This window comes from Acetohalobium arabaticum DSM 5501, from assembly GCF_000144695.1.
GTDB lineage: Bacteria > Bacillota > Halanaerobiia > Halobacteroidales > Acetohalobiaceae > Acetohalobium > Acetohalobium arabaticum.
This window is the reverse complement of the sequence record NC_014378.1, coordinates 228,572-252,589: the sequence shown is the minus strand read 5'-3', so window position 1 is coordinate 252,589 and position 24,018 is coordinate 228,572. Positions and strand designations below refer to the sequence as shown.

24 protein-coding genes and 1 riboswitch are annotated in these 24,018 nt (G+C 40.8%); of the genes, 1 reads left to right on the top strand and 23 read right to left on the bottom strand.

What is annotated here, in order from left to right:
- Positions 1-301: 301 nt before the first annotated feature.
- The 18 genes from sigH to acear_RS01260 all read right to left on the bottom strand — a co-directional run bounded on the left by sigH (position 302) and on the right by acear_RS01260 (position 18,831).
- The gene (gene sigH, locus acear_RS01345; protein WP_013277237.1) at positions 302-970 is read right to left on the bottom strand and encodes an RNA polymerase sporulation sigma factor SigH; all 669 of its coding nucleotides are present in this window, start codon (positions 968-970) and stop codon (positions 302-304) included.
- 89 nt (positions 971-1,059) lie between these two features.
- Positions 1,060-2,217, bottom strand: coding sequence for a DUF362 domain-containing protein (locus tag acear_RS01340; RefSeq protein ID WP_013277236.1), 1,158 nt, complete (start codon positions 2,215-2,217; stop codon positions 1,060-1,062).
- 91 nt (positions 2,218-2,308) lie between these two features.
- A complete protein-coding gene (locus acear_RS01335; protein ID WP_013277235.1) occupies positions 2,309-2,653 on the bottom strand; it encodes a DUF192 domain-containing protein in 345 nt (114 codons plus the stop codon).
- Between the two features lie 4 nt (positions 2,654-2,657).
- A complete protein-coding gene (locus acear_RS01330; protein ID WP_013277234.1) occupies positions 2,658-3,578 on the bottom strand; it encodes a type II secretion system F family protein in 921 nt (306 codons plus the stop codon).
- Positions 3,579-3,591: 13 nt separating this feature from the next.
- Entirely contained in the window at positions 3,592-4,575 is a 984-nt protein-coding gene (locus acear_RS01325; RefSeq protein WP_013277233.1) for a type II secretion system F family protein, read from the bottom strand.
- A gap of 19 nt (positions 4,576-4,594) precedes the next feature.
- Positions 4,595-5,971 (bottom strand): TadA family conjugal transfer-associated ATPase, encoded by a 1,377-nt coding sequence (locus acear_RS01320; RefSeq protein ID WP_013277232.1) that lies wholly within the window; start codon positions 5,969-5,971, stop codon positions 4,595-4,597.
- Between the two features lie 13 nt (positions 5,972-5,984).
- Positions 5,985-7,202, bottom strand: a complete 1,218-nt coding sequence (locus acear_RS01315; RefSeq protein ID WP_013277231.1) for a CpaE/TadZ family protein — start codon at positions 7,200-7,202, stop codon at positions 5,985-5,987.
- A 2-nt stretch (positions 7,203-7,204) separates the two neighbouring features.
- Positions 7,205-8,449, bottom strand: coding sequence for a type II and III secretion system protein family protein (locus tag acear_RS01310; protein ID WP_013277230.1), 1,245 nt, complete (start codon positions 8,447-8,449; stop codon positions 7,205-7,207).
- Between the two features lie 20 nt (positions 8,450-8,469).
- The gene (gene cpaB / locus acear_RS11985) at positions 8,470-9,306 is read right to left on the bottom strand and encodes a Flp pilus assembly protein CpaB (protein WP_013277229.1); all 837 of its coding nucleotides are present in this window, start codon (positions 9,304-9,306) and stop codon (positions 8,470-8,472) included.
- Between the two features lie 23 nt (positions 9,307-9,329).
- Complete coding sequence (locus tag acear_RS01300) at positions 9,330-10,253, bottom strand: pilus assembly protein TadG-related protein (protein WP_013277228.1); 924 nt, start codon at positions 10,251-10,253, stop codon at positions 9,330-9,332.
- 21 nt (positions 10,254-10,274) lie between these two features.
- Positions 10,275-10,667: a TadE/TadG family type IV pilus assembly protein gene (locus acear_RS01295; protein ID WP_013277227.1), complete on the bottom strand. Its 393-nt coding sequence runs from the start codon at positions 10,665-10,667 to the stop codon at positions 10,275-10,277.
- Positions 10,668-10,701: 34 nt separating this feature from the next.
- Positions 10,702-11,187: an A24 family peptidase gene (locus acear_RS01290; RefSeq protein ID WP_041667206.1), complete on the bottom strand. Its 486-nt coding sequence runs from the start codon at positions 11,185-11,187 to the stop codon at positions 10,702-10,704.
- Between the two features lie 302 nt (positions 11,188-11,489).
- Positions 11,490-11,678 carry a Flp family type IVb pilin gene (locus acear_RS01285; protein ID WP_013277225.1) on the bottom strand — a complete coding sequence of 63 codons (189 nt, stop codon included), beginning with the start codon at positions 11,676-11,678 and terminating at the stop codon, positions 11,490-11,492.
- Positions 11,679-11,690: 12 nt separating this feature from the next.
- Positions 11,691-12,830, bottom strand: coding sequence for a sensor histidine kinase (locus acear_RS01280; protein WP_013277224.1), 1,140 nt, complete (start codon positions 12,828-12,830; stop codon positions 11,691-11,693).
- 119 nt (positions 12,831-12,949) lie between these two features.
- A riboswitch (cyclic di-GMP riboswitch) is annotated at positions 12,950-13,033 on the bottom strand.
- Positions 13,034-13,182: 149 nt separating this feature from the next.
- A complete protein-coding gene (locus acear_RS01275; RefSeq protein ID WP_013277223.1) occupies positions 13,183-14,898 on the bottom strand; it encodes an NADH-dependent [FeFe] hydrogenase, group A6 in 1,716 nt (571 codons plus the stop codon).
- Between the two features lie 18 nt (positions 14,899-14,916).
- Positions 14,917-16,125 carry a complex I 51 kDa subunit family protein gene (locus acear_RS01270; protein ID WP_049772631.1) on the bottom strand — a complete coding sequence of 403 codons (1,209 nt, stop codon included), beginning with the start codon at positions 16,123-16,125 and terminating at the stop codon, positions 14,917-14,919.
- On the bottom strand, positions 16,118-16,588 hold the full coding sequence (locus acear_RS01265; protein WP_041667204.1) for an NADH-quinone oxidoreductase subunit NuoE family protein: 471 nt from the start codon (positions 16,586-16,588) through the stop codon (positions 16,118-16,120). Before acear_RS01265 ends, acear_RS01270 begins: the two co-directional genes overlap by 8 nt.
- A gap of 296 nt (positions 16,589-16,884) precedes the next feature.
- Positions 16,885-18,831, bottom strand: a complete 1,947-nt coding sequence (locus acear_RS01260; protein WP_013277222.1) for a methyl-accepting chemotaxis protein — start codon at positions 18,829-18,831, stop codon at positions 16,885-16,887.
- A 173-nt stretch (positions 18,832-19,004) separates the two neighbouring features.
- Between acear_RS01260 and acear_RS01255 the strand changes: the two genes are divergently transcribed.
- Positions 19,005-19,280 carry a YkuS family protein gene (locus acear_RS01255; RefSeq protein WP_013277221.1) on the top strand — a complete coding sequence of 92 codons (276 nt, stop codon included), beginning with the start codon at positions 19,005-19,007 and terminating at the stop codon, positions 19,278-19,280.
- A gap of 41 nt (positions 19,281-19,321) precedes the next feature.
- On the opposite strand, the gene rfaE2 is transcribed toward acear_RS01255, so the two are convergent.
- The 5 genes from rfaE2 to acear_RS12745 form a co-directional block, all read right to left on the bottom strand.
- A complete protein-coding gene (gene rfaE2, locus acear_RS01250; protein WP_013277220.1) occupies positions 19,322-19,792 on the bottom strand; it encodes a D-glycero-beta-D-manno-heptose 1-phosphate adenylyltransferase in 471 nt (156 codons plus the stop codon).
- Positions 19,793-19,807: 15 nt separating this feature from the next.
- A complete protein-coding gene (locus acear_RS01245) occupies positions 19,808-20,794 on the bottom strand; it encodes a bifunctional heptose 7-phosphate kinase/heptose 1-phosphate adenyltransferase (protein WP_013277219.1) in 987 nt (328 codons plus the stop codon).
- Complete coding sequence (locus tag acear_RS01240) at positions 20,782-21,378, bottom strand: D-glycero-alpha-D-manno-heptose-1,7-bisphosphate 7-phosphatase (protein WP_013277218.1); 597 nt, start codon at positions 21,376-21,378, stop codon at positions 20,782-20,784. The genes acear_RS01245 and acear_RS01240 overlap by 13 nt, the downstream gene beginning before the upstream one ends.
- A 27-nt stretch (positions 21,379-21,405) precedes the next feature.
- Complete coding sequence (locus acear_RS01235; RefSeq protein ID WP_013277217.1) at positions 21,406-22,488, bottom strand: HD-GYP domain-containing protein; 1,083 nt, start codon at positions 22,486-22,488, stop codon at positions 21,406-21,408.
- Between the two features lie 71 nt (positions 22,489-22,559).
- On the bottom strand, positions 22,560-23,915 hold the full coding sequence (locus acear_RS12745; protein ID WP_013277216.1) for a PHP domain-containing protein: 1,356 nt from the start codon (positions 23,913-23,915) through the stop codon (positions 22,560-22,562).
- Positions 23,916-24,018: the final 103 nt, after the last annotated feature.

The window sequence follows — 24,018 nt, the reverse complement described above, 5'->3', positions numbered from 1 at the left end:
CAATGTAATTTCAAAGCAAATATTTAAAAATAGATAACATAGTCAACATTTCTCCGAAGCGACTCTTAAAAAGAACTTGGAGCCATGGACGGCGGAAAGTTCTTTTTTGAAAATGAGTGAGACAGGACGTTGAACGAATGACAAGCGTAGGAGATTTGTTGACTATATCTGCAATATCTTGAAGAGACAACAGGCCGAAGAATAATAAAACGCTGCTCTCTTGAGAAAATAAGAAAGCAGCGTTCGGTATATTAATTAATTTTTTATAATAATCAGTGTTGGAATGAAAGATATAAGTTAGTTAAGCATGATTAACTACTTCATCTTCTAGATTCTGTTTTAATTCATCGATTTTTCTTCTGGCTCTCTGGAGGGCGTTATCTACTGTCTTGACACTACCGTCAATCTCTTGGGCAATCTCTTTATATGATTTAGCCTGCAGGTAACTACTGAAGACATTCCATTCCAGTTCAGTCAACATATCCCGCAATTCGTATGTAACTTCATCAACTAACTCACGATTAACCAAGTCAGCCTGGGGATCATTATTATCATCGGGTAATACATCAAGCAAGGTACGGCCTCGTCCGCCGTCATCCTTAGAATACTTCAGCTTCTTGTCAATTGAAGTGGAAGTATTTAACGGCATATGTTTCTGGCGGTTAGCAGTCTTAATAGCCGAAATCAACTGCCGACTAACACATAAATGAGCGAAACCCCTAAATGATGCTGCCCGCTGCTCTTTATAATCCCGAATTGCTTTATAGAGTCCAACTAAACCTTCCTGAATTACATCATCTTTGTCCAATCCTTTAATATAAAATAACTTGGATTTAGCATATACTATATCAATATTATTATCAAGCAGATATTCCTCTGCTAGCTTGTCCCCATTCTGGGCTAAATCAATCACTTCTTGTTCAGGCATTTCATCATATTTACTCTTGAACTTTTGCTCAGGCTCACCCATTGATTTATCCCCCACCCTCATACATTTTTTTACTCCCTACAATTATACCATAATCATTATAGGTAGTCAAAGTCTAATCTCTTTCAGATCTACTTGAAATAACGAAGAAGCTTAAACAAGAAATTCTCCTTTAACTCGATAGCATCAAACGGACAAACTTCCTGACAACAAAGACACTTGCTGCATTCACTTTCATCAATCTCCAAATAGGTATTATTTCCATCCTGCTGTTCAATAATCACCTGCTGGGGGCAGCTATCCAGACAGGTTCTACATTGGGTACAGCTCTGCTGGTCAATCACCGGCTTCGACATCAGCCCCTGGAATAGAGGACGCAGAATAAAATTCGGTAGATGGGACAGAACAGCATTCGACGGTAGATCATACTTTTTATACTCCGACTGACTAAAATTACCCTTGATTTCAATTCTATCCAGATCAGCTCTACCTAAACCGCGCTGGGCAGCCAAATTTAAATATCTTATCTGGCTGTCACTATAGCCTAGATAACCGGCAGCTACTGTATCTAAAGCAACCGGATCAGCACTGGCCAATATACTCCCTACAGTACAGGGAATCCCACTGCTTCCAGGCCCATCACCTGCCAGACCTACAACTCCATCCATAATAGCAAAGTCAGCTGTCACTAACTCAAAGATATCCACAATCACTTCCATAAACCGGTTAACATTAGGAAAGCGGCGGTGGTACTCCATCTTCTCTAAACCAGGAATTACACCGTAGAAATTTTTAACAGCTCCAGTAAATAAAGTCAAACCGTGTGTCTTCAGCTTAGGCAGCGAAATAATAAAGTCAGCTTCCAGAACTGCCAATGGTAATTTAAAGCTGTCAACAGTACTGCCGGGATTAATAATTTCTGTAGCTGCTACCCGGTCAAAGTTAATCATCTCCACTCCTAACTGCTTACAGACCTCTTCAGTCCCGGTCTCTTTAAAAGCCCTAGCTGTAAGCGATTCCTCTACCAGAAAACCGCCTGAACTTTCACCCACTACCGGTTTAGCTCCTGTGTTCTGGACCAGCTCAATTACTGCTTTCAACACTAAAGGATGTGTAGTAACCGCCTCTTCCGGAGGCTTAGGCCCCAATAGATTAGGCTTAATCAGAACCCGATCCTCCGGAGAAACAAAGCTATCCAGCCCGCCTAATTCAGCTACAGCCTTCCGAACAGCCTCCTGTACTACCTCTTCCTGATACCTATCACAGCTAATTGATGCTACCGAAACCATAATTGGGGACTTCCTTTCTGCTGTTTACATTATATGCGTAAATTGTATCTTCCATTATTAATTATACAGTTTTTTACTGGCTTATACAACCTCAATCCAATATAATTAATCGATCACCTTCCTCTACTAATGTCTCTAAATCTGTCCGGGCTTTTAATTCAATCACCTTTACAGCTGAAAATACAACAGGAGAAATCCGATTAGGCTGTAAGCAAGTAACCAGCTTAACCACCCGGTTATCATCATCTAAAAAGATAAGATCCAGCGAAAACTCCATAAAGAAGGTATGAACTATCTTACAGGGAGTAATTAATAACCCTTCATCCAATGAAATATCTTCCTTGCCTAACAATCCCACCAGCCGCTGCCAGAATGTTGTTGCTTTAGATAACTTTCCTATTATCTCTATATCTTTAGATCGATTGATTAATTTCATTTATTTATAATCCCATCAGTGAATTCATAACCTTAATTGCCGCCGGACCTAACAGAATAATAAACAGCGTTGGAAAGATAAAGAAGACCAGCGGTAATAACATCTTGATCGGCGCCTTCATGGCCTGGGCTTCAGCCCGCTGGCGGCGCTTCTGTCGAATCTGTTTTGACTGAACGCGCAGCACCTTACCGATACTGACACCGAGCTTATCGGCCTGAACTATAGCCGTAATGAAGTTAGTCAGATCCTCCACATTAGTCCGCTCGCCTAGATCACGCATGGCATCACGGCGGGGTTTGCCCATTCTAATCTCCTGTAATAACCGCTCAAACTCTTCGCTGATAGGACCAGCAATCTTATCTACCACTCTTACTAGAGCAGAATCAAATCCCAATCCTGCTTCCACACTAACCGTCAATAAATCCAGCACATCCGGCAGTGCCTGCTGCATCTTCTTCTGTCGTTCAGAAATCTTCTTACTGAGTAAGAATCTCGGAATTACAAAACCAGCAAAACCGAAGATCAAACTATACATTAAAGCTGTATTCAAACTGACTCCTGCTATCATCAATCCGCCCAGAATAATTCCAGGCAGTACAGCCATCAAATTCCCCTGCAGAGCAAGAAATTCTTTAGCCTCCAGATCAAAAGGCCGGCCGGCTAAGATCAGTCTCTTTCTGATACTGTCTTTAACTCCCAGCGGAGTAAGCTTGACAAATAGGACAGCCATCTTCTGCAGTCCTGGCCTTATTACCCGCTCCCAAAACGAAAGCTCTAACTCTTCTCTGCGGGGCAGTACCTCCCGCTGCAGTTGGGCATACTTCTGTAAACGGTTCTGTACTCGCTTTGAGGGCTGACTAAGATAATAGCCTACCACCAGAGTTAAACCAGCTACAGCTATAAAGACAGCAGCTATTAATAACATCTAAATCCCTTCCTTATACCTCGATATCAATAATCTTTTTGATCAATACTGCTCCCAAAATCTGAGAGATAATCCCTACTCCAATCATTGTCTGCCCTAGGGGATGGCCAAACAAAGGAGCCATATAATCAGGACTGATCAGAAATAACATTCCGCCTAGACCGACCGGCAGCAGACCGATAATCAGCCCTGACATTCGCCCCTGGGCTGTCAAGGTCTGAATCTCACCTTTAATCTTAATCCGTTCTCTAATCGTATCAGAGATATTATCCAGTATCTCGGATAGATTACCCCCTACCTGCCGCTGAATCAAAACCGCTGTAACTACCAACTCAAGATCATCACTTTCTACCCGGTCAGTCAAAGCCGTTAGAGCATCCTGCGGCGAAGCACCTAGATTCATCTCCTTTAGAACCCTGGTGATCTCTTCTGAAATTGGAGGGGGCATCTCTTTAGCTACCATCTCCAGAGCCTGAAAGAAGCTATATCCTGCTTTTAAGGAGTTAGAAATAATCGTCAGCGAATCATTAATCTGTTCATTGAATTTATCCAGCCTCTTTTTCTGGCTGTACTTTAGATAAAAGTAAGGAATTATCAAGCCTAACGACAACAGTAGAACTGGAACTAATAAATTATTGCTGACTAAGATTCCTATTAAGCCTAAAATAACACAGGAAACTAGATTGATAATAATAAATTCTGAAACCTTAAGCGGCAGATCTGTCTTCTGCAGTTCAGCTTCCAGGCTAGCTACCAGCGAAAAAGAAGTTAAAAACTGATTAAACTTCTCCAATAGCCTCTTCTTTAGGCTTTTCCTCTCGCCTACATCTTCTTCTCTATCTAAAGCAGTATTCTGTCCTATCCTCCCCTCTTCTATAGCCGAATACTTATCCAGCCTCTCTTTAACTTTGGCCTCTCTGGCAGTTAATAACTTATAACTAACTACTACTGCAGTAGTAACAACCAAAAAAACTGCCGGCAGAATTATTATCTCCATCAGCTCCCCTCCCTTCTATCTAATAAGCCATAAAGATATCAGACGGTAGATCGATCCCTTCCGCCTTAAAGCGATCAAAGAATTTAGGTCTAATTCCGGTTGCTTTAAGCTCTCCTTGAACATTGCCGGCATTATCAAAGCCCTCCTGTTCAAAGCTGAAAATATCCTGGAGAGTAATTATCTCTCCTTCCATACCCTGCACCTCTGTGACCTTAACTATCTTCCGGCTGCCGTCTCTAAGCCGCGACTGATGAACAATCAGATCAACTGCCGAAGCTATCTGATCACGGATCGCCTTCACCGGCAGCTCCATTCCTGCCATCATCACCATTGTCTCCAGTCGGGATAACATATCCCGCGGGCTATTGGCATGGCCAGTAGTTAAAGAACCATCATGGCCGGTATTCATCGCCTGCAGCATATCTAAAGCTTCACCGCCCCGCACCTCGCCGACTACTATTCTATCCGGCCGCATTCTAAGTGAATTCTTAACTAACTCCCGCATTGTCACAGCCCCTTTCCCCTCCACATTCGGAGGCCTAGTCTCCAGGGAAACAACATGGTCCTGGACTAACTGTAATTCAGCCGCATCCTCAATCGTTACAATTCGCTCCTCTTCCGGAATAAAAGAAGACAGCACATTCAAGGTTGTGGTCTTACCGGAACCGGTACCTCCAGCCACCACTATATTCAGCCTGACTTCAACACAGGCCTCTAAAAACTGGGCCATCTCTTCAGTCATAGTCCCGAAACCAATTAAATCTTCGACGGTAAAGGGATCTTCGGCAAACTTACGAATTGTAATTGTCGGACCATTCAAAGCCAACGGAGGAATAATTGCATTCACTCGAGAACCATCAGGCAGCCGGGCATCAACCATCGGACTGCTTTCATCAATTCTTCGGCCTAAGGGAGCTACAATCTTTTCGATAATATGAATCACATGCTCATCATCACGAAACCTTACATCAGTCAAGACCAGCTTGCCGTCCCGTTCTACATAGACCTGGTCTGGACCATTAACCATTACCTCTGTTACTTCTGGATCCTCCAGCAAACCATTGATGGGGCCAAAACCTATGATTTCATCGATAATATCCTGAATCACTTTCCGTCTATCCCCGGGAGAAATATGGACCTCCTCAGCTTCTATTACCTCCTGGGTTAAATCCTTAATATCCTGCTTTAATTGCTGATCCTCGGCCTCCTTCTTATCCTCAGATAAGACCTCTAGCTCCAGTTCATTCAGCAGATGATTATGAATCTTGGTCTTTAATCCCCGGTAAGGATCCTCTTCCAGAGTAGAAGCAGAAGTTTTAGTATTAGCAGCTTCTGTTTCAGAACCTGGTTCTATCTCCTGCTCTTTCTGCTGGGAAAGCCGTTCTTTAAGTGACATTCCGCGACCTCCTTTAATTATTCAAGAAATCAGTTATCTTATTGAACCATCCTTCTTTATCTTCCGGTTTTAGTTCTTCTCCTGTTACCAGGTCGGTCAGTTTAATAAGCTGTTTTGAAATCTTGGCTCGCGGTTCTTCCAGAATAAAGGGCACTCCTTGATTAATAGAATCTATTGTTAAACTGCCATTACTGGGAATCTTAATATCAACAGAATAATTGAGATTTTCCTCCAAATCTTCAATGCTAATTCCTATATCCTTAGAATAGCGGTTTAAGATTAACTTAATACTCTCTTCAGGATACTCCAGCTCCTCCATAACCTCCAGACAGAGCCTGACATTCCTGATAGTCGATAAATCCAACATGGCAATCAACAGAATCAGCTCCGAATTATCAAGGGCAGCCAGAATATGTTCAGAGAAGGACTGGGCTGTATCGATAATAACATAATTAAACTTCTCGCTTAAAATACTAAGCAGTTTCTTAATCTGCTCGCCGTTAATCATCTCTGCTTCCTCCGGCCGCAGGGGAGAAGCAAGAACCTGCAGACCATTCTCATAACTTAGTAAGTAATCATCAATATTCTGCACATTGAGATTATCCAGCTCATCAACAGCATCAGCAATAGTAATCCGCGGCGTCAAGTCCAACAAGACATCCAGATCCCCAAACTGGAGATCAAGATCAACTAAGACAACATCTCCTTTTTTGTTCTGCTGGAGATAAACAGCCAAATTGGTAGCCAGTAGAGTCTTGCCCACTCCGCCTTTGCTGCTAAAGATGGATATTGTTTTCTCCTCTACAGCTTCTTCAGTCTCTTCTCTACTCTGTTTTAAACTGCTTTTGCGTTCTACTTCCAGATCATACACCTGATTAATAGCAGTAATTAATTCATCATCACTAAAAGGCTTAATCAAGTACTCTCTGGCTCCCGCTACCATTGCCTTGCGGAGATAATCCTGTTCTTCCTGGACTGACATCATAATAATCGATGTTTCCGGCACTTCCCGGGTAATTATCTCCGTAGCCTTAATTCCTTTAATCTTGGGCATATTGATATCCATTAGAATAATATCCGGTTTGATCTCTTTAGCCTGCTCAATTACATCTTTACCGTCTACAGCTTCGGCCACTACTTCGAGGTTCTTTTCTAGATTAATTAACTTTTTAATATTAGCCCTGGTCTCCGCAATATCATCGGCCAGTAAGATCTCAATTTGGTCCTCCATCTCTACTCACCCCGCTTCGAACCTTCATTTTCTTTCTTCTCTAGAGTTTCTTCCATCTCCATCGCTTCTCTGCTGTCCGATTCAGAAGCTATAATCTTGGGTGTTACTAAAATAATTAACTCTGATTTCTCTTCTCTAAAGGACTTACTCTTAAATAATTCGCCCAAAATAGGCAGCTGGCTTAAAAGAGGAATCCGTTTAATATCCTCAGAACGATACTGCTGGAGCAGTCCGCCGATGGCTAAAGCAGCTCCATCCTTGATAACCACCTGTGTCTTTACTTCGCTGCTCTTAATTGCCGGCAGCTGGCCGCTATTACCGTAATCAACAGCATTCGCCCAGTCCAGCTGGCTGACCTTGGGATGTAAGTAAGTCTCCAGCTTGCCGGTTGGCGTAACCGTCGGTTCTACCTCAAATTGAACCCCATAATTCTTCCAGACTACAGTCTGCTCACCGGAGCTATCAGCAGTTACCACCGGAATCTCACCGCCGACATTAAAGCTGGCTTTCTGGCCACTCTTAGTTACTAATTTAGGTTTAGCCAGCAGTTTGGCCTTACCATCTTCTATCAATGCCTTCAATTTGGTCCGGAGCTGATACAACCGCTCATAATGGCCTATTCCAAACCGCGAAGTAGTAGTCTCTCCTAAAGTTGCTGTACCTGACTCTACACCTCCAGAATTAGTACTATACCAATCAAATCCTAGTTCCTCACTGACAGCCTTATCAATTTCAAACACCTGGGCTGCTAACAACACCTGTAGTGAATTAGTAACCTGCAGTTCATTAATTACTTTTTCGCCAAAGACTCCTGCTATCTTTTTAACCCTCTGCAGCTGAGTCTGATCTCTGACTTTACCGCTTAGAATGATATTCTCTTCTACTTTGGCCACCTTAACAGTATCAGTTCCAATCAGCTCTTTTATCTGTTTAATCACCCTTGCTTCTTCTTTGTAGACTTCCACCTGATAACTCCGATGTCCTTTCTGGTCCCAGAGGTGAAGGGTAGTAGTTCCTTCGCTTTTACCATTAATCAGTAATTCTTCTTGCGAAATTGTAACTATATCCGCAACCTCAGGGTCGGCTACTGCTGCCCGCTCTAAATCAACCACCTTTAATAATTCTGATTTACCGGTTCCCAGCTGTAATATCTTCTGTTGGCTCTTATGGGCCAGTAAGCCGGAGCTAATAAATAATAAAGAACAGATAACTATAATAGAAATAATTATTTTCTTCTTTAGCTGCAATCCTAATCACTCCCTTCTTACTACGGCGATACTTTCTGATAACTCCTTTCACTGCCTCGAATAACCTCTATTCCTTCTTGATCCTGACTGCTTGATTTCTGGTTAATATCTTTATCTGCTATTTGCTCTTTATTATCTGTTCCTTCTTCCTCTAAGTTTCCTACTAATTCCTCAAACTTAACTCCATTGCTCATAGAAAAGCTTTCATTCTGGGCCGAACGGAGAACTAATCTGATTTCGCCTTTTCTATCTGCTAAAACCAGTTTTTCTGCCTCAGCTAAACCAACACCAAGAGTAACACTTTTAGTTACCTTAGGCTTCTGGTCCCTCTCACGCACCATATCCTGGGCTACAGCTAAAACCTTCACCTTCTGTAGTACTGTTTTGGCCACTGTCTGTTGAGCTTCGTAGGTACTGAAAACACTGACTACATCGACATAATCACCCGGAGTCAAAAACCCGGCTACTCCTGATACTTCAGTTACTGGCACTGTTACAGCCCGCTTATCATCTGCTAAATTAAAGGCCAGCCCTGAACTTACTTCTTCTTTACCCAACAGCCGCGGCTTTAGAAGCTGTTCTCCGCTAATAATATCCTTCAGGGCAAACTTTTCTACTGCCTGAGAAATGGAAGTTACAGCCTGTGAATGAACTGTTTCCTGGGGCACCTGTTTAAGCTGGACCTTACTCCTTGTTATCTGTTCCCGAGGCTCAATATTCTGTTTAGCCACTACCACGGAAGCCTTAGGCTGCTCCTTAACAGCCTCCTGCTGCATATTATCCATCATAAAGTAAACTGCTCCGGAAGTAATTAATCCTAAAATCACAGCTATAACTATGACTACTTTAAAATTCACATAACTTCACCTCCTTGAACTGCCTACTCAATTAATTCAACTGTTCTTAAATTGAAATCTTCGCCTTCCGAACCTAACTTACCAGATTCAGTCAGCCAGCTTATGAATCTACCTTCGACATAAGCATTATTCCCCTGCTCATTCGTTAATCCCTCTAAAAAAAAAGCAGCAAAGCCTACAATAGTTGAAGTACTTCTTCCTTTACCCAATTCATCAATCACCGGTACCATGACTAACCTAGGACAGTCTGCTTCAACTGAATCATAACTGCAAGCCGGTACTGTCCTAGACTGATCCATTCTATATTCAACGCCTCTTGTTGTTGGCCCCGCCATATTTCCCGGTTCAGTAGTGACATCCTGGCCTACCTCCAGGCTGCTGTCATATCCATACTTGATATTATCCTCATAATTATTGGCTCCAGTACCGCCTAAAGCCAGAGCACCAAAGTTTCCATTCCGCCCACTAGCTACCTCATCGCCTCCGGCACCATATTTGAGATAATACTTATCGCCATAGACAAAATTCTGACTGACTACTCCAAAAGGAACCGCCCCTGTAACCGCTGTTACATGGCCTACTCTCGCTTTGGAAGAAGCTGCTACTTCTACCTGATCAATACCGAAGATAACAGCAAAGTTCATTCCTACCTGTTTACTGCCGGATAGGCCGATCTGGTGATCATCATCTGTTATCTCCACTGTTACATTATTATCTAGCCCATTCCGGGACGCATAATCCAGAGCCACAGTCTCTGCCTGCTGGGAATCATCCGGCAGATCCTGAACTCCAGCAAGGGCTGCCGCGTCTAGAGTATTTACTAACCTAATCCGCTCTAGATACAGACTCCCTATATCAATTACTAGAGCTAAAAAAGAGATAAACACAGTCATCATCAAGGCCACTACTACAATTACCGTTCCCTTCTGAGAGTTAATCAAAGACATAGCTGTCACCTCTTTTGAATATCACTCAATTCTCATTACCATAGTGCTATTAATAGGAAAAGGATCAGGGACTAACTGAGCAATAATAGGAGCAAATACCTCCACATCATAATCCACTTCCACTGTCAGCGAATCCCCTTTATTTCTATTAGCCGGATCAGGCGAGATAGCAATACTTAATCTATTCAGATCAAGGCTGTGGTCTGCTGCTGTTCTAACTGCATCTTTAATATCAGTATCATCATTAGTAATTGCCCCTTCCCGGGCACCTACCCGGGCAGCATTAGCAATTACCAAATAGGCATGAAAGATGCGGCCGAACTCCACAATTCCAAACAGAATTAACAGCAGAACCGGTAACACCAAAGCTAACTCCACTAGAGCTTGTCCCCGCCGGCGCCGTATTAACTGCATAACCAATCTTATCCACCACCTTATTAGAGATTCACTAATGCAAAAATAATGTATACCAGGTACCGAAGGCTACTGCTACTCCATAAGGAAAAGCATCATTTCCCTCCTGGTCTTCTCGGTCGGATAGACTTTTAAACGGCAGTCGATAGATTACTTTTTTTATCATTCTACCTAGTTTCTTCTCTTGAATCAAAATAAAGAGCGAAATAATTCCTCCTACTATAGCAATTACCAGCGAGTCGAGTAACACAAACTTAACTCCTTTGACTGCTCCGATTCCCGCTACTAATTTAACATCACCAGCCCCTAAACCGCCGAGAACAAACGGAATTAAGAAGATAGCTAGACCTACTCCTAAGCCCTGCAGACTAAATAATAATCCGGACCAGCCGTCTATAGATAGATTAATTATAAGTCCCAACAGCATCAACGAAAAGGTCAGCCAATTAGGAATAATCTTGTCTTTAATATCAATCCACATTGCTACTGCTAAAATGATACCCAATAATATATTCATCATGGCTCCTACCTCACTTCTGCAAAATTCTGTGATGTATTAAAGCCCTACTTGATATTAATATCAAGTAGGGCTTTAGTTCTTCCAGCAGATTAATTTTAAGAAACTTCTGAGCAACTTGAAATCAAAAGGTTTCAAGCCCTTGCCATTCGTTCGACTTCCTGTCTCACTCATTCTCAAAATTAGCCCTCTCAACATCCTGTTTTCGGGCTAATTTAAGAGTCGTCTTTGAAACCTTTTGATTAATTCAGTTAATTTTTTCTTGTAATCCCATCTTACTTCTTCACGTTATTAATTTAATTTTATTAACCGTCACTACCTCCACCACCAACACCTAAATCATCAGTGATATTTTCAAAGAGTGTCGTTAAATCCTCTCCCATAGTAGTTAATGCTGCAACCACTGCCACAGCAATCAAAGCCAGAATCAAACCATACTCCACCATACCTTGTCCATCTTCTTCTGTGAGTAAACGCTTTAAGATATTAAGCATTATTATTCCTCCTCATAATTGAATTCTTAACTTCACTTTAGTCCCCCGGCCGGATTGAGAACTAAACTCTACGCTGCCCTGCAGTAATTCTGCTCTCTCCTTCATGCTCAATAAGCCGTAAGAATCATCATCAGCTGTATTAAGCACCTCTTCAACATTGAAACCGCAGCCGTCATCACTAACTACTACATTAACCACTTCAGACCTTAACTCCAGTTTAACATCAACCTGCTTTGCCTGGGCATGCTGATGAACATTATTCAATGCTTCCTGGATTATCCGATAGATTGCTACTTCATAAGAAGACTTCAAGTCTGCCTCATTGGCTATCACAGTCAGCTCAACTTCTAAACCAGTCTTATCTATAAAGTCTTCAATATACTGCTTTAAAGTAGGAACCAGGCCTAGATCATCCAGCGACATAGGCCGCAGATCAAAGATTATCTTTCTTACATCCTGCAGGCTCTGTTTTACTAAACCCTTCAATTCATTTAATTCTTCTTTAGCCTGATCAAGATCCTTTTCTAACAATTTCTCTGAATATTCCAATTTAAAGACTACATTGGCCATCGATTGGGCCGGACCGTCATGAATCTCGCGAGCAACCCGTTTGCGCTCTTCCTCCTGGGCTTCAATGATTCTAATCCCCAATTCTTCTTTCTGCTTCAGTTCTTCTACTTGAGTGCTGAACTTCTGTAAGTCATTGGTTAAATAATCCTTGACAATTCCGATCTGGGAAACCAAATCTTCTGCTCTCTCTACTGTCTGTTCTAATTCCTGGAGTCTCCGTTCTAATTCATCCCTTTTCTTACGCAGCCGCTTCTCTTTTTCCTGCAGCAGCGACAGCTCTACTTGAACCTCCTTGGCCTCTTCATAGGCCTCTTTAATCGTCTCTTCATCATAATTATTCAAATCCCGGCTTACTTCCATTAGTTCTCTTCTAGTCCGCTGGTTTTTTAGCCTAAGCTGGTCTACTTTCTGAATTGTCTCTGCTGTTTCATCTCTGATTTCCTGTAGATCCTGCTTAGTTGCTTCATACTCCTGCCGGGCAGTTTCAGCAATCTCAAAGACTTCATTCTGACTATTTTCAATTTTAATCAATATCTTTTCCACTACTTGATCCAGCGAATCAACACTCAACTCTTCTGTCATAATTTTCCCTCAATTAATTTTGAATTATGTAACTTCTAAGCAATTTATTCCCAAAATAAATAAACCCTATTCCTCAGCAAGGCATGAGAAATAGGGAAATTAGCCATACTTCTTCCCAGTTCAGCAGTCCGACAGTCATGGCTTTATGCTTTAGACTCAAGACTTTGCGACCTTACTTTTCAGCAAGTGTGCCTTTTTTGAGGGGATGAATATTATGTAGTTTAATTTTCTAGCACTTTTCTTGTTCACATTATATCGTCTCTTTTAAATTATGTCAACCAGTTTTTATAATTATCGTGAATAAAGTATAAGAAAAAAGCACCCTATTAATAGGGTGCCCGTTTACTAACCTTTATTCCTCTCTTTTATGATAGTGAGTGTGGAGATATTTATGCGAAACTTCACTTAACGGCTCTTCTAGATAATCATCATAAAGCTTTTGAATAGCCGGATTTTCGTGCGACTTTCTAAATTCTCGCTCTTTATCAGTATTATATAGTCCTTCTCTTCTCTTCTCTAAAACATCGGAATCATTAGAAATCGGCTGACCACCGCCGTTGAGACAGCCGCCGGGACAGGCCATAATCTCTATAAAGTGATAGTCATCTTTGTGCTTCAGCAGCTGGTGAGCATTCTCCAAACCACTGGCTACTGCTACCTTAACTGTCTGCCCATTAATATCTACTTCTGCTTCTTTGATTCCTTCAAAGCCTCTCACCATTTCTAAATCTACATTACCTAATTCTTCTTCGGTCAATACTTCATAAGCAGTTCTCAGAGCAGCTTCCATAACTCCTCCTGTAGCACCAAAGATAACTGCTGCTCCAGTAGAAATACCAAACGGATCATCATATTCTTCTTCTTTTAGGTTAACAAAATTAAGGCCGTATTCTTTAATCATCTCAGCTAATTCTCGAGTAGTTAAGACATGATCAACATCCTGATATCCTGTATCAGTCATTTCTTCCCGTTCAGCCTCAAACTTCTTAGCCGTACAGGGCATAATGGAAACCGAGACTACATCAGCCGGATCAACATCTACCTTCTCCGGATAGAAGCTTTTAGTTAAAGCTCCGAACATCTGCTGTGGTGATTTGCAGCTGGAGATATTATCCAACAAATCAGAATAATTATGCTCGGCAAACTTAATCCAGCCGGGAGAACAGGAAGTAATTAATGGTAGTGGACCGTCATTCTTTAATCTATCGATAAATTCAAAGCCTTCTTCCATAATCGTTAAGTCTGCGGTAAAGTTAGTATCAAAGACTTTATCAAAGCCCATCTTCTTCATTGCGGTAACCATCTTACCCTCAGTATTAATTCCAGATTCCATATCGAATTCTTCGCCTAAGGCAACTCTAACCGCCGGTGCCGTCTGGACTACTACATGCTTATCTGGATCATGTAAAGCAGAAATAACTTCATTAATTCGATACACTTCATGAATTGCACCGGTTGGACAGGCTGTCAAGCACTGACCACAGTTGGTACAGTCTACATTACCCATTCCTTTGTCCATAAAGGTAGATACTTCAGTTGCTGGACCTCGATTAGTTAAAGTCAATACTCCAGCATGCTGAATCTCTTCACAGGTTTTGACACATCTACCGCAGGTAATACATTTTGTATTCTCCCGCATTACACTAGGAGAAGTAGTATCTGTATCCCATTCCTTTTCGATGAATTCATACTCGATTTCCTCTACCCCGATTACCTGGGCTACCTCCTGTAGTTCACAGTCTCCGTGTCTAGCACAGGTAAGACAGTTTAATTTACAGTCAAAGGGATGATTAGCAATGATTAACTCAAAGATATCCCGTCTAACTTGCTTGACTTCCTCCGAATTAGTTATAATCTCCATTCCCTCTTCTACAGCCGTAGCACAGGATGGAACCAGCTTCTGTTGACCTTTGATCTCAACGACACAGATCCGACAGCTGCCGGTAATGCTTAAATCTTCTTGATAGCAGAGAGTAGGTATCTTATACCCTAACTCTTCAGCCGCCTTCAAGATCGTCGTTCCCTCTTCTACTTCTATCTCTTCATTATTGATTTTTAGCTTTATCATCTAGCCTTCCCTCCTTATTTATAAATATTGCAGGTATTCGCCTTTCAACTTTTCGATACTGCTCACAACCAGATTTCCAGCCGTCTCTCCTAATCCACAGCGAGCTGATTTACTAGTGGCATTTGAAATCTTTTTAATTAATTCGAAATAATCTCTTTTACCTTCGCCATTAGCTATCTTCTTTAGCAGATAATGAATCTGTCTATTTCCTTCCCGGCAGGGAAAGCAGGTTCCACAAGTTTCGTCTTTAAAGAAGTCAGCTGCTTCCTGGGCTACTTCTACTATATCCACTGTTTCATCAGCTACAATAACTGCTCCTGAACCTAAAGAAGAACCCTGTTCATAGAGACTCGGATAATCCAGCGGTACATCAAGTTCATCCTTAGTTAAGATCTGAGTAGAAACTCCACCAGGAATTACAAACTTCAAGTCATTACCATGCTTAATTCCACCGGCTAAATCATAAATCAATTCATTCATCGTTACTTGACCCATTTCAATCTCATAAACACCGGGCTGATTAACTTTACCGCTGATGGCAATCAGCTTAGTTCCACAGCTATTTTCAACCCCCATCTCAGCATACTTCTCACCGCCGTCTCTGATAATGAAGGGAAGGTTAGTTAGAGTTTCGACATTATTGACGATAGTAGGATGGCCGAATAATCCGTCCTGGGCCGGATAAGGAGGCTTAATCCGTGAAGCCGGTCTAACTCCCTCAACAGAATTGATCAATGAAGTTTCATCACCACAGATATAGGCTCCAGCTCCTTCAACTATTTTTAACTCAAAGTCCTGAGTTATATTTTCGCGGCATAAATCCAAAGCTTCCTGACTATCTTCAATAGCCTGGCGTACCTTTTCAATTGACTCTCTATATTCTCCTCTAATATAGATAAAGGCCTGCTGGGCTCTTAAAATAAAGGCTGAAATCAAGATTCCTTCGATTAATAAATAAGGGTTATTTTCCATTATATAACGGTCTTTAAAGGTTCCTGGTTCTCCCTCATCAGCGTTACAGATTAAGATTACCTCTTCATCTTTAGTAAATGACCACTTCAAAGGAGTAGGAAAAGCTGCACCTCCGCGACCGACTAAGCCCGATGCTTCCATTTCCTCGGCTGCCTTGTCTTTACCAACAGAGATAGCCTGCTTCAAAAATTCATAATCCCAACCTGCTGTTATATCAGCTTCAACAAGTTCTTTTAGATATCTTTTCTCACTCACATTGCTCACCTCTTTTTCTATAATCATCTATGATTTCTAAGGCCTTGGCCTTAGTCATTTCTCCATATATCTTATCATTAACTGTAATTACAGGGCCTTCCTCACAGTGTCCTAAACACTCGACAGCCTCTAAAGTAAATAAGCCATCATCGGTCGTTTCTCCAGATTCAATTCCTATTAAATTAGAAATCGCCTGCAGAATTTCTTTTCCACCTTCTATTCCACAGGATACAGACTTACAGACCCGAATTATATATTCTCCCACTGGCTCTGTATAGAATCTAGAATAGAAAGAAATAATTCCGTATAGGTGAGCTTTAGGCATCTCTTCTTCTTCAGCCAGCTTAGCAATCTCTTCCTCCGGTAGATAGCCAAATTCATTTTGAATTCGATGCAGCTTATCTAGCAGTAATTCCTCGGGGATCTCTTCTACAATAGAACCTCTTTCTTCAGTTTTTCCCATCAGCTAATACCTCCCGTTTATTTACTTTATTTTCTGACTATTACTTTCCTAACCAGCCCTTAAAGAATTAAATTTCACCTCCTATATTTTATAAAATTTTAATTTTTTGGCTCGTATGAATTTTCAAACAATTTTGGAAACTTATATCATTCATTATATTCCTTCAAAGAGATTATATTATAAATTTATTTGTTTGTCAATATTGACTTTCCTCGGGGCAAGCCCGCGAAGATTCTAGGATTTATTAAACTTAAAATAGAAAAAAGCAATCGCAATTGCGATTGCTTTTATGATTATTATATATTAAACTGTTCTACTACTTCCTGAAGTTCCTGGGCCATTTTGGCCAGTTCTTGAGAAGAGTTAGTTACTTCCTGAGACATATTCCTCATATCTTCAGAAGCCTGCTGCATTTGTTCGCTATTTTCAGCTAAGTTCTGGGCTGAAGCAGCAGTCTGCTGGATATGGGCTGATGTATCTTCAATTTTCTGTTTAATTTTAGTAAAAGCTTCATTAGTCTCTCTTAAAAATTCTTTTCTATCCTGGACCTTATTCTCCATCTGCTGTACAGCTTCGAGACTGACTTGTGATTTATTCTGAGTATCCTGAATTAATTCAGCTATTTCTGCAGTAGCTTGATTGGTTTCTTCAGCCAATTCACGAATCTCTTCAGCCACTACTGCAAATCCCCGACCATCTTCTCCAGCTCTAGCTGCTTCAATAGCAGCATTTAACGCTAACAGATTAGTCTGTTCAGCTATATCAGAAATCAGCTCTACTATCTTTCCGATCTCCTTGGAATTAGCATTCAGCTCTTGAATACTCTCTACTGCATTATTTACTACCCTGTTAACCTTTTCTACATTAGTTAATTCATCTATCTTTTCTTTCCCTTCCTCTGCTTGAGAGTCTGTCTCTTGAGCCAAACCGGTTACTTCTTGACTACTGGCTGAAATTTCCTGAATACTTGATGCCATCTCTTCAATATTCTCTGTATTCTGCTCAATTACTGCATTACCTTCCTGAGAGGAAGCCGATAATTCCTGACTGTAGGCCGATAAATCTTCGATGGTATCGACTAAACTAGTAAGCATATCCTTTAATTTATGCCGCATCTTCTCTAAGGCCTGAATTAAGTCTGCCACTTCATCCTGTGAATTACTCTCCAGTGGTGCTGCATTTAAGTTCCCCTTAGCAATCTCTTTAGCAAATCTAGTAGCTGCAGTTATCGGCTGGGTAAACCGTTTAGAGATAATTCCAGCAGCAATTATAATTATAACTACACAGATTAAGGCTATCAGTCCTATTTTTCTATACAGGGCACCAATCTGGCTGTCTATCTCTGACTTCTCTATCACTGCTATAAACTTCCAACCGGTCTCAGATGAAGTGTATAGATTCATCAGATACTCTCTACCGTCCATTGCTGTTGTAAATTCTTTATCTTCTATCTGAGATATATTATTTAACTTATTAATGCCAAGTTTCTCAATATTTTTAAAATTCAACTCCGGCTTTTTAGGATGGGCCAGAATAGTACCATCGGCAGTGGTCATAATTATGTAGCCTGTATCTCCAACACTTATATTCTTCACCATTTCTGTCAATCCTTTTAAGCTAACATCAAGTCCCTGAACTCCTATAATTTCTCCAGTATCATCCTCGATTGTAGTAGCTGTACTTACTATCACTGCATCATCTGCCGACCAGTAATAGGGGCTAGTTCTTATAACCTGATCTTTGTTCTGCATAGCTTCCTTATAATAAGAACGCTCAGCAGGATTATAATTTTTGGGAACTGAATTAGCCGGCCACTGAATATATCCTCCATCAGTAGTCGCCATATATACATAGGCAGCATTGGGATGAGTCTCAGCAAAATGGAGATACTCCTTATAAATTTCAGTCTCAACCCCGCCGTTTTCAACCGGAGTTAAATTCAAATTTTCTTCCTTAGTTTTATTCAGATAAGAAGTAATACTTTCATCAGCCTGCTGTACAGTAGAATCGGCCGCCAACATCTCACAGTTTCTCTTTACTGTGTCAAAGTAAAGATTAATAGCATTATCAACCTGTTTAATCTCCTTCGTAGTTGAATCAACAAAGTTATCTTCTAATGTCTCTTTAGTCTCTGTAACTTGAAAGTAACTCATTACAGCGACAGGAACTAATCCAATAACCAATAATAATATAATTAATCTATTTCTAATACTGTTGTTAAAAAATTGGCATATCTTCCCCATAGAATCTCCTCCTCTTAATATTTTTGTTAAAAATCCAACTGATGTAATCATGTTTATTATATCATCATGTTTATAAGAATTCCAAATTAATTAAAATTTAAATGTATCATAACTTATTTTAATGACCATAATAGTAGTGGAAATAAGATATTTATCTAAGGAGGAATCTATTAATGAAAAATAAAGGTAAGAAGAAAGTAGCTGTCGAAGAAGGATTATCCGAGGTTGCTCAGGAATTAAAAAAGTCAGGTTTTGAAGTAGCTACTTTAGGAGCTAATGCAACTGCTAAAGGTGACACTGATACTACTCAAAAGGCAGATGCAGTAATTGTCAATGGACAGAACCAAGAGGCAGTAAAAACAGCTAATGAAATTCAAGGTAAAGTAATCAATGCTAAAAACTTATCACCTAATCAAGTAAAAGAAGAAGTTAAAAACAAAGTTAAATAAATTTAATTATAAAAACAGCCGCAATTGCGGCTGTTTTTCACTTAATATCTTTCTGAAATTTCAGCTACAATATTGGTAGTTGAAGCACCTTTGACCTCCTTAACTAATTCTATCCTGCCGCCGTATTCGGCTACTACCTCAGCTTCAGGTAGTTCATCAATCTTATAATCGCCGCCTTTGACATAAATATCAGGCTTAAGCTCACTAATTATACTTTTAGCTGTCACTTCAGCAAAGATAACTACATAATCTATCATCTCTAAAGCAGCTAACATCTCAGCCCGTTCCATTTCCGGTACTATTGGACGCTTTTTTCCCTTTAACTGTTGGACCGACTTATCACTATTAATCCCTACAACCAAGAAGTCACCCTTAGCTTTGGCCTCCTGTAGATATCTAATATGGCCGACATGGAGAATATCAAAACAGCCGTTGGTAAATACTATCTCTTCATCTGTCTTATCCTGTAGAATTTCCTTTAAGTCTGATAGTGCAGTTACTTTCTTTAACATAACAGCATCCTTTCTCTATTCTGTTAAATACTTCTTCATTTCTTCACAGCTAGTAGTAGCTACTCCTGCTTTTCTGATCACTATCCCAGCAGCATGATTGGCCAAACGCATAGCTGATACCGAATCTGCATCACTAGCCAAGGCCAAGACTAAAGTCCCAATCACTGTATCACCAGCACCGGTTACATCAAAGACTTCGGTATAGTTTACAGCCGGAATATGTTTCTTTAATCCTGCTTGATTAAAGAAAGCCATTCCCTCGCCGCCTAGAGTAATCAACATTGAATCGGCTTCCATCTCTTCTAACAGCCGCCGACCGGCTTCATCTATCTTCTCTTTACTATCCAGCTTAATTCCTAAAGCCTCTTCGGTCTCTTCTTTGTTAGGAGTAGCAACTGTTATATTCTTAAAGCTTAATAGTTCATATCGAGAATCAACAGCTATGATCTTACCGGCTTCATTGCCTAATCTGATCACTTCCCTCTTTACCCGCGGGGTTAAGACTCCATTCCCGTAGTCAGAGAGAATAACAGCATCCATCTTGGGCAGTATCTCTTCAATATACTCCAGCAGTTTATCTTCAATTTCAGAATCAATATTGGATCTCTTCAGCCTATCAACTCTGACCACCTGCTGTTTTACTGTCTGACCGCCGCCGGCTAAGATTCTAGTCTTAACCGAAGTGGGTCTAGTCTGGTCTACTATTAAGCCATCTGTCTTAATATTCTGTCCGGTTAAATATTCCTTCAGTTGAATTCCTAAGTCATCATCTCCGATAACACCTGCCAGATAAACCTGTCCTTCCAAAGCAGCAACATTATTAGCAGCATTGGTCCCGCCGCCGGGTAGAACCGACCGATCATTCTGGTTTAAAATTAAAACCGGTGCTTCACGCGAAATACGCTCCGGCTCTCCTTCAATGAACTCATCAGCAATAATATCACCAACTACTAAAATCTTCTGTTGAGAAAATCTGGATAGATAAGATACTATCTCTTCCATATACCTTGCTCCTTTAAGATCCAGTCTACAGCATCAAATAGATCATCTGCTATATAATCCGGCTCTACCGGCCAGTCCTGCTGCTCATACTCATAGACTCCCTGACCGTAACCGGTCAGAACTAGAATCCCTGTTGCTCCCACCCGTTTAGCCATCTCTATATCGCTGATCTTATCACCAATCATATAAGATTCTTCCAGGTCTAAATCAAAATCTTTAGCTGCTTCCTTTAACATACCGGGTTTAGGCTTCCGGCAGTTGCAGTCTTTATTGTACTCGCCTTCACCGACATCAGGATGATGCTTGCAGTAATAGATAGCATCCAGATAAGCCTCATCCTCTGCTAAAAGCTGCTTTAGTTTATCATGTACCTCATTAATCCTCTCTTCCGGAAAATATCCCCGAGCTACCCCAGCCTGATTAGTAGCCAGAATAGCCTTGATTCCTACATTATTCAACAGTTTAACAGCAGCACTGGTCCGCGGCAGTAATTCAAACCGATCACCATGATTAACATAGCCTATCTCCTTACTTACTGTCCCATCACGATCCATAAAGACTGCTATATCAGCTAAATCCTTCATAATCTCTTTCTCCCTTCCGCTCAGTAGTTAAGTATTTATATATTCATCCCTTTTGCTATCAGTAATTACATCGGCAATCTCTATTCCTTCATTATGCATTAAATCAATCTCTTCAATCTCAACATCATCATCTTCTTTAATTAATCTAACTACTGGAGATGATAGATCTTCTTTATTGACATCTACCACTATTCCTATCTGGCCGGTACTTAATTCAACTAGAGTACCGATTGGATAGATTGCTACATTTTCAAAGAAGACCTGCACAATCTCATGGTTCAGTTTAGCCTGCATCATATCTTCTAGAATCTCTAAAGCTTCATGGGGCTCAAGTGCATCACGATAGACCCGGTCACAAGTGATTGCATCATAGACATCGACTACAGCTACAATCTGGGCAAACTCCAGCATCTCATCCCCTGTCAGCCCGCGGGGATAACCTGAACCGTTGATGCGCTCATGATGCTGAAAGGCTATATGGGCTGAGCAGGAACTAATACCATCTGTCTCTCTGACAATTTCATAGCCCCGCCGAGCATGCTTCTGAACTTCTGCAAACTCCTCATCAGTCAACCCCTCTGATTTCAATAGAATATCTTCATCAACTGTAATCTTACCTACATCATGTAATAAAGCTCCAATTCCGAGATCACGCAGTTCTAATTTATTATAGCCCATACTCATGCCGGTCAAAATCGCCAAAGAAGTCACATTTACTGAATGGCCAAAGGTATAATCATCATAGGATCTAATATCATTCAAATGAACTACAACATGACGCTTTGATGTCAATTCATCAACAATATTATTAACTGCTTTCTTTACTTTACGGGCATTGAATTGATTACCTAAACTGATATCATTCATACATTCCTGCAGTGTCTGTGTCGCCTGCAGCCTTGTTTGATCAGAAATCATCTCTGGAACTTCTACGTCCGGCAGATCTTCATCAATAATAAAAAGAGCCGGAATATTCCTTTCTTTTAACTGTTGAATATAGCTTTCCTTCAATGTAACTCCAGCATTAAGTAATACGGTTCCGTCTGCTAAATACAGTGGTTTAGCTACTTTCATTCCCGCCTTTAGATCTTCAGTCAAAACTTTTCTCATAACTGGACCTCCAATTCTAGCTTATTTCTTCTCGTTTATCGATCACTCTTTTGCAGTTCCCTTCAGTCCGCTTAATGGAGAGTTCCTTCGCGGTGTTCTACATCATAAGCAAAAAGAGCATAACCGATCTCAGCTGTGGTTAAGTCCGTCTCATTAGCTAATCTTCTTACAATATTGATAATTCTGATATAATCATCGGCACTAAAAGATTCCTTTTTGGTATCGAAATAACCCATTTGATAGAGAGTCGCCCAGACTCTGGTATCTATTACTGTATGGCTGGCCTCATCTAGACTGGTTAAGATTGCTGAAGCTGTTGGAATTCCTACTCCCAGTAACCCGGTTAAGAGTGTCAGCTGAGAAAATTCATCAGCTAAGTTATAGACAATCTCGGTTATTTTCTTTACGCGATCCGGAGAATTCTTCTTGACATGATAAGAACTGCGGGTAGAATTCAGATAAGCCAGTTCATATAATTCTTCTTTAGTTAAATATCCTTTATCATGATACTTCTCCCCTATTTCCTGCAGCTTCTCAGGATATAGACCTGAAGTCTCAGGATATACCTTTAAGTACTTTTTAAAATCTATCGACTCAATATTATATCTATTCCTATAGGCTACCTTTAAGTTATCGATAACATTATCCGGAATATCAACAGTCCCCAGCAGAATACCTTCCTTAATCTTGGGACCATGGCAGTCAGAGCCTCCGGTGATTATTAGATCATACCGATTTGCTAACTTGATATACTGTTTAGTTTCCTCTTCATCATGGCCGGAATAATAAGCTTCGATACCATCAATGCCGGCTTCTATAATCTCAACTATTAACTCATTAGTCGATAGATGGCCAGGATGGGCCAAAACGGCAACACCGCCTGCTTCATTGATAGCCTCAATTGCATCCTGGGGCGTAAGCTGTGTCTTGGGGACATAAGCCGGTCCGCGGTCACCGAGATAATCCTCAAAGGCAGCAGATACATCCGCTACATAGCCTTCATTGACTAAAGCCCGGGCAATATGCGGCCTACCTACAGCACCTGAACCGGCCACCTCTATTACTGATTTCCACTCAAGCTCTAAGCCTAATTTATTCAACTTCTCAACTATCTTCTTACCCCGATTTTCGCGGGCTTCTTTCAGCTTAGTTAATTCCATTAAAAAATTCTGATCAAGATAATCAAAGTAATAACCTAAAATATGGACCTCTTCTTGACCGACGTAAGTAGTAAATTCGACGCCGGGAATGACTTCTAGATCCACTTCTTTAGCAGCAGTTAAAGCCGGAGCCACACCGCCAACTGTATCATGGTCGGTAACTGCTATTGTCTCTAATCCCATCCCTACTGCTTTTTCTACCAGCTCCTCTGGAGTATAGGAACCATCAGAAGCTGTCGTATGTAAATGTAAATCCACATTCCTCATTTGCTAATAACCTCCGCCTATGAAATGTAATCTATCCATATGTCATAATATTCTCTACAATTTTTTACCTATGTCTTTGAATATTATACCAGTCAGCATAATA